Source organism: Actinoplanes aureus (assembly GCF_015704865.1).
In the GTDB taxonomy this organism is placed as follows: domain Bacteria; phylum Actinomycetota; class Actinomycetes; order Mycobacteriales; family Micromonosporaceae; genus Actinoplanes; species Actinoplanes aureus.
On the sequence record NZ_JADQTO010000006.1, the window covers coordinates 317933 to 333592 of the forward strand.

Genomic DNA, 15660 nt, shown 5'->3' on the forward strand with positions numbered 1-15660 from the left:
GTGAGCGAGGACTTCACCGGCACCGGGTGGCGGTTCCCGATCGTCCCGGACGAGGCGGGGCGGCTGCCGTACGTCTCCGGCGAGGAGAGCATCCGCTCCTGCCTGCTCGCGCTGCTCCAGACCGGACTGGGTGAGCGGGTGATGCGGCCCGGCCTCGGCACCCGCGCGCCCGAGCTGGTCTTCGCCCCGGACAGCACCCGGAACCTGCGCGACCTGGAGGACTCGATCCGGGAGGCGGTGCTGGACTTCGAGCCGCGGATCGAGCTGGACGAGGTGGCCGCCGAGCGGATCGGGGAGAGCCGCGTCGAGGTGCGGGTCGAGTACCGGGTGCGGCACACGAACACCCGCGCCAACCTGGTGTTCCCGTACTACCTGGGCGCCGACGCCGCCGGCGGCCTAGAGACCGGGGCGCTGCCATGAGCCTGCCGCCGCTGGTCCTCGACGACCTCACCTGGGAGACGCTCACCGACGCGGCGCGGCGGCGTATCCCGGCCGCCTCCGACGGGCGGTGGACGCTGCACGCGCCGGTCGACCCCGGCATCACCCTGCTCGAACTGCTCGCCTACCTGCTGGAGCAGCGCCTCTACTGGCTCGACCAGATCCCCGCCGACCTGGTGCTCGGCATCCTGGACCTGCTCGGGGTGGACGGTCCTCGCCCGGCCCGCCCGGCCGGCACCGTGCTGCGGTTCGCGGCCGAGGCGGATCCGGGCAACGAGAAGGCCGTCGAGGCGGTGGCCCGGGGCGTCGCGATCGAGGCGGGATCGGTGCTCTCCCGCGACCCGTTGCGGGAGGCGTTCTTCACGACCGGCCGGAAGGTCACCGTCCTGCCGCTCGCGCCGGACCCGGAGCAGCTGATCACCGGAGGCCGGGACCACACCGCCGACCTGCGGGCGGGCCGCGGGATCCCGGTGTTCGGCGCGGACGGCGAGCCGGCCGAGGTGCGCCTGGTCCTCAGGCGGACCGGCACCGATCAGCGGCCGGAGGCCGGCACCGAGCTCACCCTGCTGCTCGACCTCGACGTGCCGGCCGGCAGCCCGCCCTCCTGGCATCCCGGAGCCGTAACGGACGTCCCGGTGCCGGCCGGGCTGACCTGGCACTGGTACGAGCCGGGCGGCGATCGCGAGTGGCCGGTCGCCGAGGTGTCGGACGGTACGGCCGGGCTGCGCCGCTCCGGGGTGGTCGCCCTGCGGCTCCCGGCCGAGTGGTGCGGCGCGGGCACCTCGCCGGAACGGTACGGCCTGCGGATCCACACCACGGCCGCCACCTGGTCGCAGCCGCCGGTGCTGCGCCGGGCCACGCCGAACGTGGCACCGGCCGAGCACGCCCGGCGGATCTCCGGCCTGGACCTCACCGACCGGATCACGGCGTGGCGCCGCCTGCCCGGCCAGCGGATCGAGCTGCCCGGCGCCCGGGGCACGCTCCTGGCCCCGCCCCTCCCGATGCGCCCGCCCGGCGACGGGACTAGCGGCGGCCCGGATCCGGAGCGGCACGCGCCGCGGGTGACGATCACCCGTGGCGGAGTCGAGCAGGAGTGGAGCGCCGTCGCGTCGTTCGCGTTCAGCGGGCCGGGCGACCGGGTCTTCACCGTCGACCGGCAGGCCGGAACGCTGGTCTTCGGGGACGGGTTGACCGGGGCGATCCCGGTACCGGACCCGGCGGGTGGCGCGGTCGACTACAGCATCGGCGGCGGCACGACGGGCAACGGTGGTCTGACCGACCGCTGGTTGCTCGCCGAGCCGTCCGTGCCGGATGCGGCGTCCGCTCGGGTGCCGATGGAGAGCGGCGTGCTGGTGACCGCGGCGAACGTGGTGCCGGCCGAGGGCGGCCGTGACCCCGAGACCGTGGCGGAGGCGCGCTCGCGGGCCGCCGTCGACCTGGGGGAGGTACGCCGCGCGGTGACCGCTGCGGACTTCGCCGCGCTGGCCCGCGGCACCCCGGGAGTGGCCGTGGCCCGGTGCCACGTCGCGATCGGGGTACACCCCGGCTATCCCTGCTCCGAGGTTCCGGGCGCGGTGAGCGTACGCGTCCTGCCGCTGGTGCGGCGTGACGATCGGGTCCTGGGTGACCCGTCGGTCCCGGCGGCCGTGCGACCGGATCCCGGGCTGCTCGCCGCGGTACGCGCCCGGCTGGACCGCGCCCGGCTGCTCGGCACCGAGGTCTTCGTGGACGGTCCTCGCTATCGGACCGTACGGCTGCGGGTGGACCTGCGCGGCCGGCCCGCCGACCCGTCCACGGTGCGCGCGGCCCTGCGTCTCGCGCTGCGCCGCTACCTGGACCCGATCGCCGGCGGCGACGACGGGACCGGCTGGCCGTTCGGGGCGCCGCTGCGGCCGACCGCGCTGGTCCGGGTCGCGCAGGCCGCGGCCGGCGACGCCGCCGAGGTGGTCGCGGTCGCCGTCGGCCTGGACGGTGCCGAGCCCGCCGACGACTGCACGGACACCGAGCTGCGCGACGGTGACCTGCCCGCGCTCGATCACACCGCCCTGCGGGTGCTCCTGGTCGATGACGGACGGACGGGAGGCGGATGGTGACCGAGGCGGCGTGGTGGGGCAAGGCGGCCGGCGGCGAGACGCCCCGGCTGGTGCCCGGCGCGGGACCGGCCGGCCGGCAGCCGGAGCTGGTCGACGCCGGCCGCGCGGCCATCCGGGACCGGGTACGCGACCGGGTGCCGGCCTACACCCCGGACTGGAGCAGCATCGATCCGGCCGACGCGGGCAGCGCCCTGATCCAGCTCTTCGCGGTCACCGCCGCGCCGGTGCTGGAGCGGCTCAACCGGCTGCCGGAGAAGCTGCTCACCGAGGCGCTGCGCGTCTCCGGCGCCGGGTTGACCGGTCCGGCACCGGCCGCCGCCGTCCTGCAGTTCACGGTGACCCCGTCGGACGGTGCGTCGGTGCTGATCCCGGCCGGGTTCCAGGCCGGCGCGACGCCCGCCGACGGCAGCGACGACCAGGTGGTCTTCGAGACCGAGCGGGACCTGTGGGCCACCCCGGCGACGCTGGCCTCGGTGCTCAGCGGCACGGCGGGCCGGCTCGACGCGGTTCGCCCGGACCGGCGGTTCGCCCCGTTCGGCCCGCGCCCGCAGCCCGGCGACGTGCTCTGGCTCGGGCTCGCCGGACCGGCCGCGCCGTACCCGATGCTCACCGTCGAGGCGGTGGCGGCGCCGGGCGGCGTGCCCGAGCCGGTGACCGTGGGCGGCGACACCCTCGGTAACGGCGTGGAGCCGCTGCTGACCTGGTCGCTGCTGGACGGCAACCGGTACCGCCCGGTCGAGGTGGTCCGCGACGGCACCGCCGGCTTCCGCGTCTCCGGCACGATCGACCTGCGCCTGCCGTCCGGCTGGCGGCCGGGCCGTCCGCCCTCGTCGAGGCCGCTGCCGGAGCTGCGCTGGCTGCGGGTGGTCCTCACGCACGGCGCCTACCCGCGGGCACCGGAGCTGGCGTCGGTACGCCTCAACATGGTCGCCTCCGCCGCGGTCCGCACGGTCCGCGACGAGGCCCTGTCACCGCTTCCGGGCGGGCCGGACGACGGGCGTACCCGGATGCGGCTGAGCGAGACGCCGAGCGTGCCGGGAAGCGTGGTGATCGAGGTCGACGACGACCTGACCGGCGACCCGCCCGGCGCGGCGCGCTGGCAGGAGGTGCCGTCCCTCGCGGGGCAGGCGCCGGACGCACGGGTGTTCACCGTCGACCACGCCACCGGGGAGGTCACCTTCGGCGACGGGCGGCAGGGTGCCCGGGTGCCGCCGGGCTTCCGCAACGTCCGGGCCACCCGCTACCGGGTCGGCGGCGGGCGGGCCGGGGCGGTCGCGGCCGGGGCGATCAACGCCACGGTCAGCTCACTGCCGTTCGTCACCGGGGTGACGAACCCGGCGCCCGCCTCCGGGGGCACCGACGCCGAACCGGTCGCGCGGACCCTCCGGCACGGGCCGGGGCGGTTGCGGGCCGGCGGGCGGGCGGTCACCGTGGCGGATTACGCGTACCTGGCCGAGCGGGCCCCGGGTGTGCTGGTGGCCCGGGCGCACGGGGTGGCCGGGGCCGACCCGGCGCGGCCCGGGGTGCTGTCGCCGGGGGTGGTCGCCGTCTTCGTCGTGCCGGTGCTGCCCGAGGACGGGACGCCGCCGGTACCGGAGAGCGCGACGCTCGACGCGGTGGCCCGCTATCTGTCCACCGCCGTGGCGCCGGCCGGCGTCCGGGTGGTCGTGGCGAGCCCGCGGTACCAGCGGGTACGTGTCGAGGCCCGGCTCGCCGCCGACCCGCGGCGCGACCGCGCGGAGGTTTTCCAGGCGGCCGGCGACGCGTTGCTGACCTATCTGCACCCGGTCCGCGGCGGTGCGGACGGGGACGGATGGCCGCTTGGGGCGCCGCTGCCGTACGTGGCCCTCGTCCGGTGGCTCCTCGCGGTGCCGGGCGTGCTGGCCGTGCCGTCGTTGCGAGTCGTCGTGGACGGCCGCCCCGCGCCGCCCTGCGCCGACGCGCCGCTACGGCCGTACGCGCTGCCCTGGGCCGACCGGCCGGTGCTCATCCCGGCCGCCGAGACCTCCCGGGAGCGGTCATGACGTTCCGGCTGCTGGACGCCTACGTCGGCTGGGACCGCGCCGAGCCGGGGCCGGACGCGCTCCCGGAACTGGTCGCCCTCGACGACGTGGCCGGGGTGCGGCTGCCCCGGACCGGTGCCGCGCCGGACGGGCCGGGCCGCGCCGAACTGCTGCCCTGGTTCCCGGACCGGCGGCTGGCCCCGGACTGGTACCTGCTCGCCGGCGACCGGGTGTTGCGGCGCGACGGCTGCGGGACCGGGTTCACCGCGATCGACCTCGCCGGGCCGGAGCTGGGCGAACCCGTCACGGTGGCGGCGCGTGGGCACTGGCTGGCGGTCGGCGGGCCGGACCGGCTGCTCGTCTGGTGGCGAGAGGGTGAGCAGCTCACCGGGGTGGCGACCGGTGAACCGGTGGCCCGGCTCGCCGTCGGCCGGGACGGGACCGTCGTCGCCGCGGCACAGTCGGGGACCGAGCTTCGCGCGTACTCCCCGGATGGTTGCCGGCGCCGCGGCTGGGTGACCGGACTGCCGGGCCGCGTCGAAGGTCTCCGGATCGGCCGTCAGGCCGCCGTCTGGATCCTCACCGCCGAGCAGCGGTCCGGTGACGAGCGGCTGCGGATCTGGGAGGCCGAGCGGTTCGGGGCGACGCCGCGGGAACGCCGGCTTCCGGATCTGGCCGCGGCGCTGACCGCGAGTGATCTTGCCGCGGTCGCGGACGAACCGGGCGGCTTCTGCCTGCGCCGGCCCGAGACGCTCGACGCGGACGCCGGGCTGGAGTGCTTCGACTGGAACGGACGGCCGATGGCGACGCCGCCCGTCCCGCCCGCCGGCGAGTTCGTCGCGGCCGGCCGGCTGGAGACCACGGCGATCGACAGTGGGCTGTCCCGGTGCCGGTGGCATCGGGTGCGGGTGGACGCGGACGTGCCGGAGGGCACCACCGTCCAGGTCTCGGTGGCGGTCACCGAGGAACCCGGCGACGCCGGCCGGCCGGTCGAGACCGACTGGCAGGCGCTGCCGGCGGGCGCCACCGACGCGCTCGTCGACCAGCCGCCCGGCCGCTATCTCTACCTGCGGCTGCGGCTCGACTCGGACGGCCGGGACACCCCGCGGGTCCGGCGGGTACGCCTCGACTTCCCCCGCGAGACCAGCGCCGAGTTGCTGCCGGCGGCGTTCCGGGACGACCCGGCCGCGGACGACTTCGCCGAGCGGTTCCTGTCGCTGTTCGACGCCTCGATCGGCGAGATCGACCGGGTCGTCGAGCGTTATCCGGCGCTGCTGGACGGCCGGTCGCTGCCGGGCGAGGCGCTGCCGTGGCTGGGCGGGCTGCTCGGGCTGGCGTTCGAGGCCGGCTGGGGCGACGACGTCCGGCGGGATCTGATCGCGGCCGCGCCCGAGCTGTTCCGGGCCCGGGGTACGCCGGCCGGGGTGGCACGGGCGGTGCGGATCGTCTTCGGGGCCGACCCGGTGATCCACGAGCTGGCCGCCGAGCGCGACTGGCTGCGGATCGGCACCGACGGGCGGCTCGGCGTGGCCCACCTGTTCGGCCGGGCCAGTGCCCGGCTGCGGGTCGGCGCGCCGCTGGGCCGGGCACCGCTGCGCGGCCAGGGCGATCCGTACGGGGATCCGCTGCGCGAGCACGCGTACCGGCTACGGGTCTCGGTGCCGGCGATCCCGGGACGCGGCCCGGACCTGGGCGCGCTCGCCCGGCTGGTCCGCGCGCAGGCGCCGGCGCACACCGCGGCCGAGGTGCACGGCGGCGGCGCGGGATGGGTCGTCGGGGTGCGCTCGGTGGTCGGTGTGGACACCGCGCTGGTGCCGCTGCCGCCGGCGGTGCTCAGCAAAGGCGATACACCGGTGCGGCTGGGCCGGCAGAGCGTGCTGGCGGCGAGCCGCAAGGGCGAGCGGAAGGGATTCGCCGTGGGTGAGCGGGCCACGGTGGGCGTGACAACTGTCGTGTGGTGAGGACCGAATCGAGGGATGAGAGATGACGGAGACCGCGTTCGACGCGCCTGCCCGGCGCCTGCGGTACTTCCACGGTCGGCTGCTGAACGCGCCCGACCTCCGCGAGGATCAGGAGCAGCAGCAGGCGAGGATCCGGCGCCAGCTGCGCTGCCTTCTCGGGTACGGGGTGGCGCACGGCCTGCATGTCCGCGGTGAACCGGAGTACAACACGTCCTCGGAAGACGTCGCCGAGGAGACGCCGGAAGAGGTCCCGGAGGAGTCTTCGGAGGAAGAGGCGGAAGACGCCGGGGAGCTGCACGGTCCGCCGCGCGCCAAGGTCTGGATCACCCCCGGGCTCGGCATCGACGCCCTGGGCAACCAGATCGTGGTGCCCGGCGCCTGCGAGGTCGACCTCTGGCAGCGGCTGCCCGCCGAGGAACGCACCTCCGGCAACCCGCCGAAGCGGGTCTGGGTCGGCGTGTCCTTCCACGAGGAGGACGAGTCACCGACCCGTTCGGTCTTCGTCTCCGACTGCGGCGACACCTCGGACTGCGAGTACGGCTGGACGCGCGAGACGTACCGGGTCCGGGTCACCTCGAAGCCGCCCGACCTCGATCGCCGCTGCGACACCTGTGGCCCGCTCGGCGACCACCTGCCGGCCGGTGAGCGGTACCCGGTGCTCTGGCTGGCCCGCATCGACGTGGACTGGCGTCGCCCGGTCCACCCGGGGAGGATCCACATGAACATCCGGCGGCTCTTCGGGCTGCGCGTGCCGACCGTCATCACCGGGATCAACTGGACGCACGGCGCCACGTACTCGGTCGAGGAGACCAGGCAGCTGCTCGGCACCACCGACCGCAACGGTGGCCTGCGGGTGCGGTTCTCCGACGACATCCACGTCGAGGGCCTCAAGCGCGGCGTGATCGACATCCAGGTGATCGAGGGCGGGGCCGGCAAGAACGCCTCCTCCTGGTTCATGGGAGGCCAGTTCGAGGACCTGCCCGCCGACCGGTTCACCCGCGAGCTGCGCTACCGGCAGACCACCCGGGAGACGTTGCAGGAGGACGACCGGGTGCTGATCACCATCCGTACGGCCTTCCTGCTGGACCGCTGCTGCCGGCCGGTCGACGGCACCCACGTCGGCGGCCGGGTGCCGCTGCTCGACGACCGGCCGGGCGCCGGCGGGGAGAAACCGGAGCGTTCCCGCTGGTGCCGCCGGCCGCCCTCCGGGGTGGGCCGGTGGACCTCGGGCAGCGGCGCGGGCGGCGACGTATTCGAGAGCTGGTTCTTCGTGGCCGGGAGCGCGGGATGACCGCCACGGCGACCACCGGCTGCGGATGCGGCTGCTCCGCCGGCTCGCCGCCGGTCCGCAGCAGCGGCGCCGGGCTGACCCGGCCGGTCTTCTTCTCCGGGCAGCTGCTCACCGAGGACGACATGACCAGCCTGACCGGCTACATCACCGCGAAGGCCCGCCTGCACAACCGGATGCTCTTCGGCGCCGGCGTGGTCTGCGGCTTCGACGTGGTCTGCGACCCGTGCGGGCGCGGCAGCGTGCTGGTCCGCCCCGGGTACGGCCTGGACTGCTGCGGCCACGACGTGGTGGTCGAGGCGGAGACCCGGCTCGACGTCGCCGCCCTGCTGCGCGACCTGCGGCACCGGTCGCTCGGCGTGGACTGCGGGGACCCCTGCACGACGCCGGGCGCCGATCCGGACGACCGCGACTACGGGCTCTACGTGCGTTACCTGGAGGAGCGGGTCGAGCCGGTCGCCGCGTACCCGGCCGGGGACGTCTGCGCGGGCGGGGACTGCCAGCCGTCGCGGATCCGGGAGACGTACGGGTTCCTGCTCAAGTCGATCGACGACCACGCACACGGCGTCGGGCCGGGCGCACCGCTGGCCCGCTTCCTGGGCAAACGCCGGGACTTCTCCGAGATCTGGGCGCTCGCCTACCGGCTGGACCAGTACGCCGCGACGCTGGCCCGGGTGGGCGCCGAGCCGGACAAGGCCGTGACCTTCGAGGAAGCGGACTCCGAACTCCTGCTGATGGCCTGGACGGACGTGCAGGCGAAGCTGCCGGCGGAGGGCGAGACGCTGCCCGGGGAGGCCGCGCAGGAGGTGGCCGAGCTGGTCCGCCGCCTTGCCGCCTACGTCGCCCGGTACGACGCGGCCAAGGCGAAGGTCGCCGAGGTGGACGCGGTGCTGGACTCGGTCCGGCAAGGGCTGGTGACCGCCGTGGACCACCTGTGGCCACTGCTGACCGACAACTGGTGGCCGTACCCGGTCCAGCTCTCCACCGCCCAGGCGGCGCTGGCCGAGCTGGTGGAGCGCTGCGGGCCGGAGGCGAAGCCGGATCCCGAGAAGCCGGAGACCTGGAAGCTGGAGCGCCGGATGCTGGTGTTCGGTCTGCCGCTGAGTCCCGCGTTCCGCGCCAGGTTGTACGCGGACCTGCGCCAGATCCGGGACTGGCTGCACATCCGGCTGGAGAAGATCGCCGACCGTGGCGACTGCGCCCTGCCGGCCGACGTGGGCAAGCCGCTGCCCGAGCCGGGCGGCGTGACAGGCCCGGCTGAGGCACCCCGCCTGGTGCAGCTCGCCGGGGCCGCGGCCCGGATCGTCGGTTGCCTGCGGCGGCTGGTCGCCGACTGCGCCGGCCGCAGCCTGCTGCCGCCCTGCCCGGACTGCCCGGACTCCGACGTGCTGCTGGCCCGGATCACCCTGCGCGACTGCGCGGTGCTGCGGATCTGCACCGTGGCACGGCCACAGGTGCACCTCGCCGGCTCCTGGAGCCCGGACCGGGCCAGAGCGTGGGAGCTGGCCCGCCGGGTCTGCCGCTGGCCGGCCGGACCCACGGACCCGTTGGCGATCGAGTACGTGGAGCGCCTGCTCCTCGAGCCGGACACCTCGTCCGACCACGACCAGCTGCTGGAACTGCTCTGGCCACCGGAGGATGACTGATGACCGCCGTACTGCGGCCCACCTACGCGGAGGGCCAGATCCTCGCGGCCGCCGATCTCGAGGCGGGGGTCGGACATCCGCGGAACCAGGCCGCCCGGCACGCCCGCTACCTGCACCAGTGGGGGATCGCCGAGGGCCTGCGGCTCGTCGCGGAGCCGGTCGAGGATCCGGCCGGCGGTGACCCGTACGTCGAGGTGACCCTCACCGCCGGCGTGGCGGTCGACGGCACCGGGCGGGAGATCGTCGTACCGGAGCCGGTGGTGCTCTCCGAGTCGGCCTTCGACGACGCGAACGGCGCCGACACGAGCGCCACCGAGGAGGACGGGTACCCGGTCTTCCTCGCCGGGCTCGACGAGGAGCAGGTGCCGGTCTCGTTCACCGCGGACCGGTGCGGGTCCGGGCAGCCGCCGACCCGGGTCGCCGAGACGTACCAGATCATCTTCGGCAAGCTCGGCGACCAGCTCGAGACCGACGAGGAGCCGGCGGTCGGCGACGGGCCCGGCGACGGCGACCGGTGGCGGGTCCTGCTCGGCTACGTGCACTGGAACGGCGATCACTTCGTCAAGGTCAGCGAGGAGGACCCGCAGGGCAACGCGCCGCCCCGGGCCGGTGTCCGGGCCGCCGTGGTCGCCGCCCCGGCCGGCGGGCTGGTCCTGCGCACCCGTCCGGTCAGCCAGGCGGGCACGGTCACCGTGCTGCGCCTGGACGAGAAGGACGGCCTGTTCTTCGGCACCGTCGGGGCCGGTGGGGGCGAGGAGGCGCTGCTCGCCGTCTCCGCCCGCGGCGATCTGGAGGTGCGCGGCGCCATCGCGGACCTGCCTCGCCGCGGTGACGTGCTGGTGACCTCCGGGGTGATCAGCGACGGACTCCGGTTGCCGCTACCGGCCGGGGTGACCGAGGAGCAGGTCACCGACGAGAACGTGGTGCTGCACGTCTGGTTGCGGCCGTACCGTCCGGTGGCGCCGCCGGCCGACGAGGTCGCGATCGAGACGACCCTGGAGTGCCGGGTCGACGACGAGCGCCGGGTGCACTCCCGGATCCGCAAGATCAGTTTCAAGGGCGTACCGCCGGGTTCGCCGCTGTCCACCGAGTTCCCGGTGCCGGCGGAGTTTCTGCTGCTCGCGGTGGCCTCGTCCGGGGCGGGAGGCTGAGCGCGATGGGTCTCACGGTGGTACACGTGCAACGGACCGGGCACATCCTCGGCGCGGCCGACCTGACCGGCCCACCCGGCCCGCCGGTGCCGGTGGAACAGCTGGCCGGGACCGCCCTGCCGCTGCGCTGGAGCCCGGTGCCGGGTCAGCCCGACGGCGGTGACAAGCAGCCGTCCCGGGCCCTGATCCGGGCCGAACACCTCGCCACGGCGGCCGCCGAGCGGGTGCCGCGGCTGCTGGAGAACCCGCTGGAGTTCGCCGTCGGCGGCGGCCGTACGCCGGTCCCGCTCACCCCCTGGGACGCGAACAGCAAACCGGTCGAGCTCAAGACGAACGGCATCACCCTCACCCTGGACCACACCTCCGCGGGCCAGCCGACCGCGGTGCTGGTGGTTCTCGCCGGGAAGGGCGTCGACCTGGCGTTCGCCGCGAGCGCCGAGGACGGGACGGAGGGCGAGGTGTTCACCCTCGCCGGCCAGGTCTTCGCCGGCCGCAAGATGACCAAGATCGGCGTCGCGCTGGAGCAGGACGCCTGGTACACGGTGCTCACCCTGGCCGAGGGCTGGCACGGCCGTCTCGAAGCGGTGCGGGTGACGTAGTGACCGAGCCGGACGTCATCGTCGAGCGCTGTGTCGTGCGCGTGGTGCGCCGCGGCGGCTGGAGCTGGGGGCCGAGTCCCCGGGACCTGCCGCCGGGGCTGGTGCGGGCGCTCGCCGACCTGATCGCCGCCCGGTACGCACGGCTTGCCGAGGACGGCACGGACGTGGTGGTCACCGAGCCGGTGCGGTTGGTGGTTCCGGTCCGGGCCGACGCGCTGCGGGGCTCGCCGGACCGGTGGCGGGTGCTCGCGGAGTCTGTTGTGGAGGTCTCCGGGCCGGTCACCGCGGTGCCGGCGGTCGGTTCCCGGCACCAGGAATCCACCGCTCAGGCCGACCACTCGGTGCCGCGGCCGGGGCACCGGCCGGCCCCGGCTTCGGAGAACCATGCGGGCCGGGTGCTTCCGCAACCGGCGGCGGACCTCGCGGAGCAAGCGGCGGACCTCGCCATGCCGGTGAGTGGCGCCGCGAGCAGGAGGATCACCGAGAGTGAGATGGGCGCGGCGAAGGCCGGGAGCCTGGAGAGCACGGCCGTCCCGGCGCCAGTTGCGCTGGCCCGCCTGCTCGGCGCCATCGGCGCCGAGGGACGCCTCTCCGAGTTGCTCGCGCTTCTTCCCCAGGAGACTTTGCGACGGTACGCCCAAGCGCTCGGCCCTGCCGAGGAGGCGGGTTCGACCGGCCCCCGCAGCACGTCAGCCCCCCGCCTCGATCCCGCCGCACCCGGGTCCCAGGTGGCCGCCGGCTCCGAGCCGAGCCCCGCCCGCCTTCCCGGCCCGCCCGAGGACTCCCCGGCGACCACACGGCACCGCCTGATCGCCGCCGCTGAGCTGGCGCTGACCGCGAGCGACGAGCCCGCCCTGGCCGCCGCGCTCGCCGGGCACTACGGGGTGCCGCCCACCGGCTCACCGACCTCTCCCCGCGTCCCGGCGAGCCGTCACGGCAGCGTCGAGGTCCGGTCCGCCCTGCCCTTCCTGGTCGCGGCGGCGCTGGAGCGGATCGGCGTCCTCGACCGTGCCGGTGACGCCCTCGCCGGGGCCGGGCTCGACGACGAAGCCCCGATCTTCGCGACGGCGCTCGCCTATCAGTGCCTCGGCCCGCTGGCCCGGGGCTGGCGGCGCCCGGACACCGACCACCACGACGCGGCGGCCTTCACCGGACGCCCGGAGGACGAGCCGGAGCCGGACCTGGTCGCCTTCGCCCGCCGGGCCGCGACCGCGTTACCGCTCGTGGACGCGGTTCTCGGGCTCGCCGTCGCGGCCGGTCACGAGCCGGGGCGGGCGCTGGCCGTCACCCGCGTCGCCGGCGATCACGGGGGCGGGCTGCTGCTCGCCGAGGTGGACGGCGCGTTCCCGGTCGCCTGGGCGGAGAACGTGGACGGCCTGCTGCCGTGCTGGCGGGCGGCCGGGGAACCGGTGACCGTGCTCGTGGGGGAGCCGGTGGGATCCGCCGCGGTCCGTGAGATGTGTGCTTCGGGCGTACCCCTGCTTGCCGCCTTTCCACCCACCCGGGGTGAGCGATGGCAGCGGCTGCCCGGCCGGCAGCGGCTCTGGGCGAGCGAACCCGCCGCCGTGCCGCCGGCCGGGTTCGACCCGGAGCCGATCGCCGAAGCCCTGGACCGGCAGATGGCCGACGCCGCGCAGCGGGCGGCCGTGCCTCTGGACGGTGGGCGGGCGCTGCAGCGCACCGTCACGCTCGCCGCCGGCATCGGCCTGGCCACCATCGCCTGGCAGCTGTGGCGCGATCGTGAGCCCACCGACGGGCCGCTCGCCGCGGAACGCTTCGGCGACCTCAGCGCGGTGGTCACCCACACGCCGGACGAGGTACGCGTCCGGCTGCCTCTCGGCCGGCGGCACGCCGACCTCGACCGGAGCGGCCTGCTCGCCGACGTGCCAGGCGTGTTCTGGCTGGGCGGCCGCACACTGCGCTTCAGCGGAGGGTGACCATGCCCGAGCGTCCCGGCACCATTCACGTCGACGTCTCCGCGCGGGTGGACCGCGCCTCGCTGGCTCTCGCGCATCTGCGGCTGCGGCTGGCGCCGCTGCAACGCGCGCTGCGTGCCGCCGCCGAGCGCCGCACGGAACGCAACGCCAGGTTGACCCGTCCGGATCTGACCCCGTTCTGCGTCACGGACGAGCAGGTGGCGGCCCTCCTCGACGACGTCGCCGCAAGCCTCGTTCCGGATCCGGGCGACGGCGGGGCCGCTCCGACGGCGATCGAGGGCGAACAGGAGCGGGAACTGCGCCGGCTGGCCTCCGCCGCCGGGCTTCCGCTTCCGCTCGACGAGCTCGCGGCCCGGCTGCGGCTGCGCCGCGCCGAGCAGGACGTGCTCACTCTGATCGCGATGCCCGATCTGGATGCGGGGTACGAGCGGATCTTCGCGTACGTGGTGGACGACCTGAATCGTCGCGTGCCCGGCGTGGAACTGCTCACCGAGACGCTCGGCGGCGGGCCGGCCGTCTCCCGGATGCTCACCGAGTCCGCGCCATTACGCCGCTACGGCCTCGTCCGCGCGCTGCCCGGTGACACGTCCCGGACCAGCCAGGAGTTCCGCCTCGGTGACGGCGTGCTGGAGGTGCTGCTCGGCTGGTCGGGCGAGGCCGGGCTGGTGGCCCGCGACCCCGGCGAGGTGACCGCGCCGCCCGGCTGGCGCCCACCGGCGAACCTCGACCCGGACGTGCCCGCACGGATCGGCCCGGCTCTCTCGTCCGGCCGCCTGGACCTGTTCGGCGTCTGGGGCGCGGCCGCTGCCCACCGGGACGCCGCGCTCGCCGTCGCGGCCGCCGCCGATCGCCCGCTGCGCGTCCTGTCCGGCGGACCGGCACCCGACGAGCTCACCTCCGCCGTACGGATCGCGGCCGATCTGGGTGCGATCCTCTGGATCCCCGCCGACGAGGTGCGTGGCGGGCCGGCCGAGCGCGCGATCGTCGAACTGCTCGGGCGCACCCGGCTGCCCGTCGTCGTCACCGGGACCGCGCCGTGGCGGCCGGTGCCGCTGCTCGCCCACCGCGCGTACGCCGAGGTCACGCTCCCCGCACCGGATCACCGGCAGCGGCGGGCGGCCTGGTCCGCCGCCCTGCCGCAGCTCACCGACGAGGTCGTCACCGACCTGGCGGCCCGCTTCCGGATGAGCGGTGACGACCTGCGCGCGGTCGCCGCCGTCGCCGAGACCGGCGCGCGCTTCGCCGGCAACGGGCAGCCGGACCGGATCGAGAACCATCTGCCGGGCGCGCTGGCGGCGGTCACCCGTGGTCACAATTCCGCGTACGCGCGAACGGTCGCACCGCGCCACACCCTCGACGACCTCGTGCTGCCGCCCGAACAGCACCGCCGGGTGCTGGAGATCGCGGCGGCGTTCCGGGCCTGGCCGCGGGTGGCCGAGGCGTGGGGCTTCAGCCGGCGAGCCGGTGACTCCGGTGTGAAGGTGCTCTTCACCGGCGAGCCGGGGACCGGGAAGACGCTGACCGCCGAGATCATCGCCGGGCGGCTCGGGCTCGACCTGCTCAAGGTCGATCTCTCCCAGCTGGTCTCCAAGTGGGTCGGCGAGACCGAGAAGAACCTCGAGCTGGTCTTCCGGCAGGCCGAGGAGAGCCAGGCGGTGATGTTCTTCGACGAGGCCGACTCACTCTTCGGCAAGCGCGGCGACGTCCGCCACGGCACCGACCGGTACGCCAACCTCGAGGTCGGCTACCTCCTGCAGCGCCTGGAGAGCAGCGACGCGCTGATCATCCTGGCCAGCAACCTGCGGGAGAACATCGACGTCGGCTTCACCCGGCGGTTCCACTTCGTCGTCAACTTCGTGCGACCCGGCCAGGCGGAACGCCTGCGGCTGTGGCGGGCCGTGTTCCCGCCGGAGGCGCCCCTGGAGGCGGACGTGGACATGGCCGCCCTGGCCCGGCTCGACATGACCGGCGCGGGCATCGCCTCGGCGGCCCGCAGCGCCGCGCTGATCGCCGCGGACGCCGGCCGGGCGATCGCGATGCGGGACGTGGTCGCCGGCGTGACCCGGCAGTACCAGCGTGAGGCGCGACTGCTGCGGGCGGCGGACCTCGGCGGGTACGCGAGCCTGCTGGACGGCCCGGCCCGGCCGGACAAGGGGTGACCGGTGCCGCCCCCGGCGAAGGCGCGGATGCCCGGACCTCGTCCGGCGGTCCCGCCCGCACCGGCTCGTAAGCCGGCGCGGGCCCGGCAGGACGCCCGTGCTCGACCGGCCGGCTCCGCGCCGGGTGCGGCCCGGACGCCCGGCGGGCCGGGGACGGGTGGGCCGCCGGTCGCCGGGAACGCGGCGGTGGCGTCGATGCTGGGCGCGCTGCCACCGGGTGCGGCGGTCGCGGGCGCTGGGCGGCAGCTCCGGGGCGGGGCTCCGGCTGGGCGGGGGAGTGCTGCGGGCGTACCGTCGCTGGGGTTGTCGCCGGCTCAGCCGTCTGCGGGCGCAAGGGAAGCGCCGAGCGCGGCCGGTGGTTCGCCGAGCGTGGCCAGTGGTGCGC

General features: G+C 75.7%; 10 protein-coding genes. All 10 read left to right on the plus strand.

The window, feature by feature from the left end; all coding sequences use genetic code 11:
* Genes I4J89_RS15490 through I4J89_RS15535 form a run of 10 tightly spaced genes read left to right on the plus strand, consistent with a single transcriptional unit; the run spans position 1 to position 15275 of the window.
* A complete protein-coding gene (locus I4J89_RS15490; RefSeq protein WP_196414650.1) occupies positions 1-420 on the plus strand; it encodes a GPW/gp25 family protein in 420 nt (139 codons plus the stop codon).
* On the plus strand, positions 417-2531 hold the full coding sequence (locus I4J89_RS15495; RefSeq protein WP_196414651.1) for a putative baseplate assembly protein: 2115 nt from the start codon (positions 417-419) through the stop codon (positions 2529-2531). The genes I4J89_RS15490 and I4J89_RS15495 overlap by 4 nt, the downstream gene beginning before the upstream one ends.
* Positions 2525-4555: a putative baseplate assembly protein gene (locus I4J89_RS15500; protein WP_196414652.1), complete on the plus strand. Its 2031-nt coding sequence runs from the start codon at positions 2525-2527 to the stop codon at positions 4553-4555. The genes I4J89_RS15495 and I4J89_RS15500 overlap by 7 nt, the downstream gene beginning before the upstream one ends.
* Positions 4552-6495 (plus strand): phage tail protein, encoded by a 1944-nt coding sequence (locus I4J89_RS15505; RefSeq protein WP_196414653.1) that lies wholly within the window; start codon positions 4552-4554, stop codon positions 6493-6495. The genes I4J89_RS15500 and I4J89_RS15505 overlap by 4 nt, the downstream gene beginning before the upstream one ends.
* A 22-nt stretch (positions 6496-6517) precedes the next feature.
* Positions 6518-7786 (plus strand): hypothetical protein, encoded by a 1269-nt coding sequence (locus I4J89_RS15510; protein ID WP_196414654.1) that lies wholly within the window; start codon positions 6518-6520, stop codon positions 7784-7786.
* On the plus strand, positions 7783-9429 hold the full coding sequence (locus tag I4J89_RS15515; RefSeq protein WP_196414655.1) for a hypothetical protein: 1647 nt from the start codon (positions 7783-7785) through the stop codon (positions 9427-9429). Before I4J89_RS15510 ends, I4J89_RS15515 begins: the two co-directional genes overlap by 4 nt.
* Entirely contained in the window at positions 9429-10580 is a 1152-nt protein-coding gene (locus I4J89_RS15520; protein WP_196414656.1) for a hypothetical protein, read from the plus strand. The genes I4J89_RS15515 and I4J89_RS15520 overlap by 1 nt, the downstream gene beginning before the upstream one ends.
* A gap of 5 nt (positions 10581-10585) precedes the next feature.
* Entirely contained in the window at positions 10586-11179 is a 594-nt protein-coding gene (locus I4J89_RS15525) for a hypothetical protein (RefSeq protein ID WP_196414657.1), read from the plus strand.
* On the plus strand, positions 11179-13116 hold the full coding sequence (locus I4J89_RS15530) for a hypothetical protein (RefSeq protein ID WP_196414658.1): 1938 nt from the start codon (positions 11179-11181) through the stop codon (positions 13114-13116). Before I4J89_RS15525 ends, I4J89_RS15530 begins: the two co-directional genes overlap by 1 nt.
* Before the next feature lie 2 nt (positions 13117-13118).
* Entirely contained in the window at positions 13119-15275 is a 2157-nt protein-coding gene (locus tag I4J89_RS15535; protein ID WP_196414659.1) for an ATP-binding protein, read from the plus strand.
* The last annotated feature ends 385 nt before the right edge of the window (positions 15276-15660 follow it).

Bases quoted from the DNA above. Each gene is read 5' to 3' on its own strand.
- I4J89_RS15495 (WP_196414651.1), top strand. From the start codon at position 417: ATGAGCCTGCCGCCGCTGGTCCTCGACGACCTCACCTGGGAGACGCTC.
- I4J89_RS15500 (WP_196414652.1), top strand. From the start codon at position 2,525: ATGGTGACCGAGGCGGCGTGGTGGGGCAAGGCGGCCGGCGGCGAGACG.
- I4J89_RS15505 (WP_196414653.1), top strand. From the start codon at position 4,552: ATGACGTTCCGGCTGCTGGACGCCTACGTCGGCTGGGACCGCGCCGAG.
- I4J89_RS15510 (WP_196414654.1), top strand. From the start codon at position 6,518: ATGACGGAGACCGCGTTCGACGCGCCTGCCCGGCGCCTGCGGTACTTC.
- I4J89_RS15515 (WP_196414655.1), top strand. From the start codon at position 7,783: ATGACCGCCACGGCGACCACCGGCTGCGGATGCGGCTGCTCCGCCGGC.
- I4J89_RS15520 (WP_196414656.1), top strand. From the start codon at position 9,429: ATGACCGCCGTACTGCGGCCCACCTACGCGGAGGGCCAGATCCTCGCG.
- I4J89_RS15525 (WP_196414657.1), top strand. From the start codon at position 10,586: ATGGGTCTCACGGTGGTACACGTGCAACGGACCGGGCACATCCTCGGC.
- I4J89_RS15535 (WP_196414659.1), top strand. From the start codon at position 13,119: ATGCCCGAGCGTCCCGGCACCATTCACGTCGACGTCTCCGCGCGGGTG.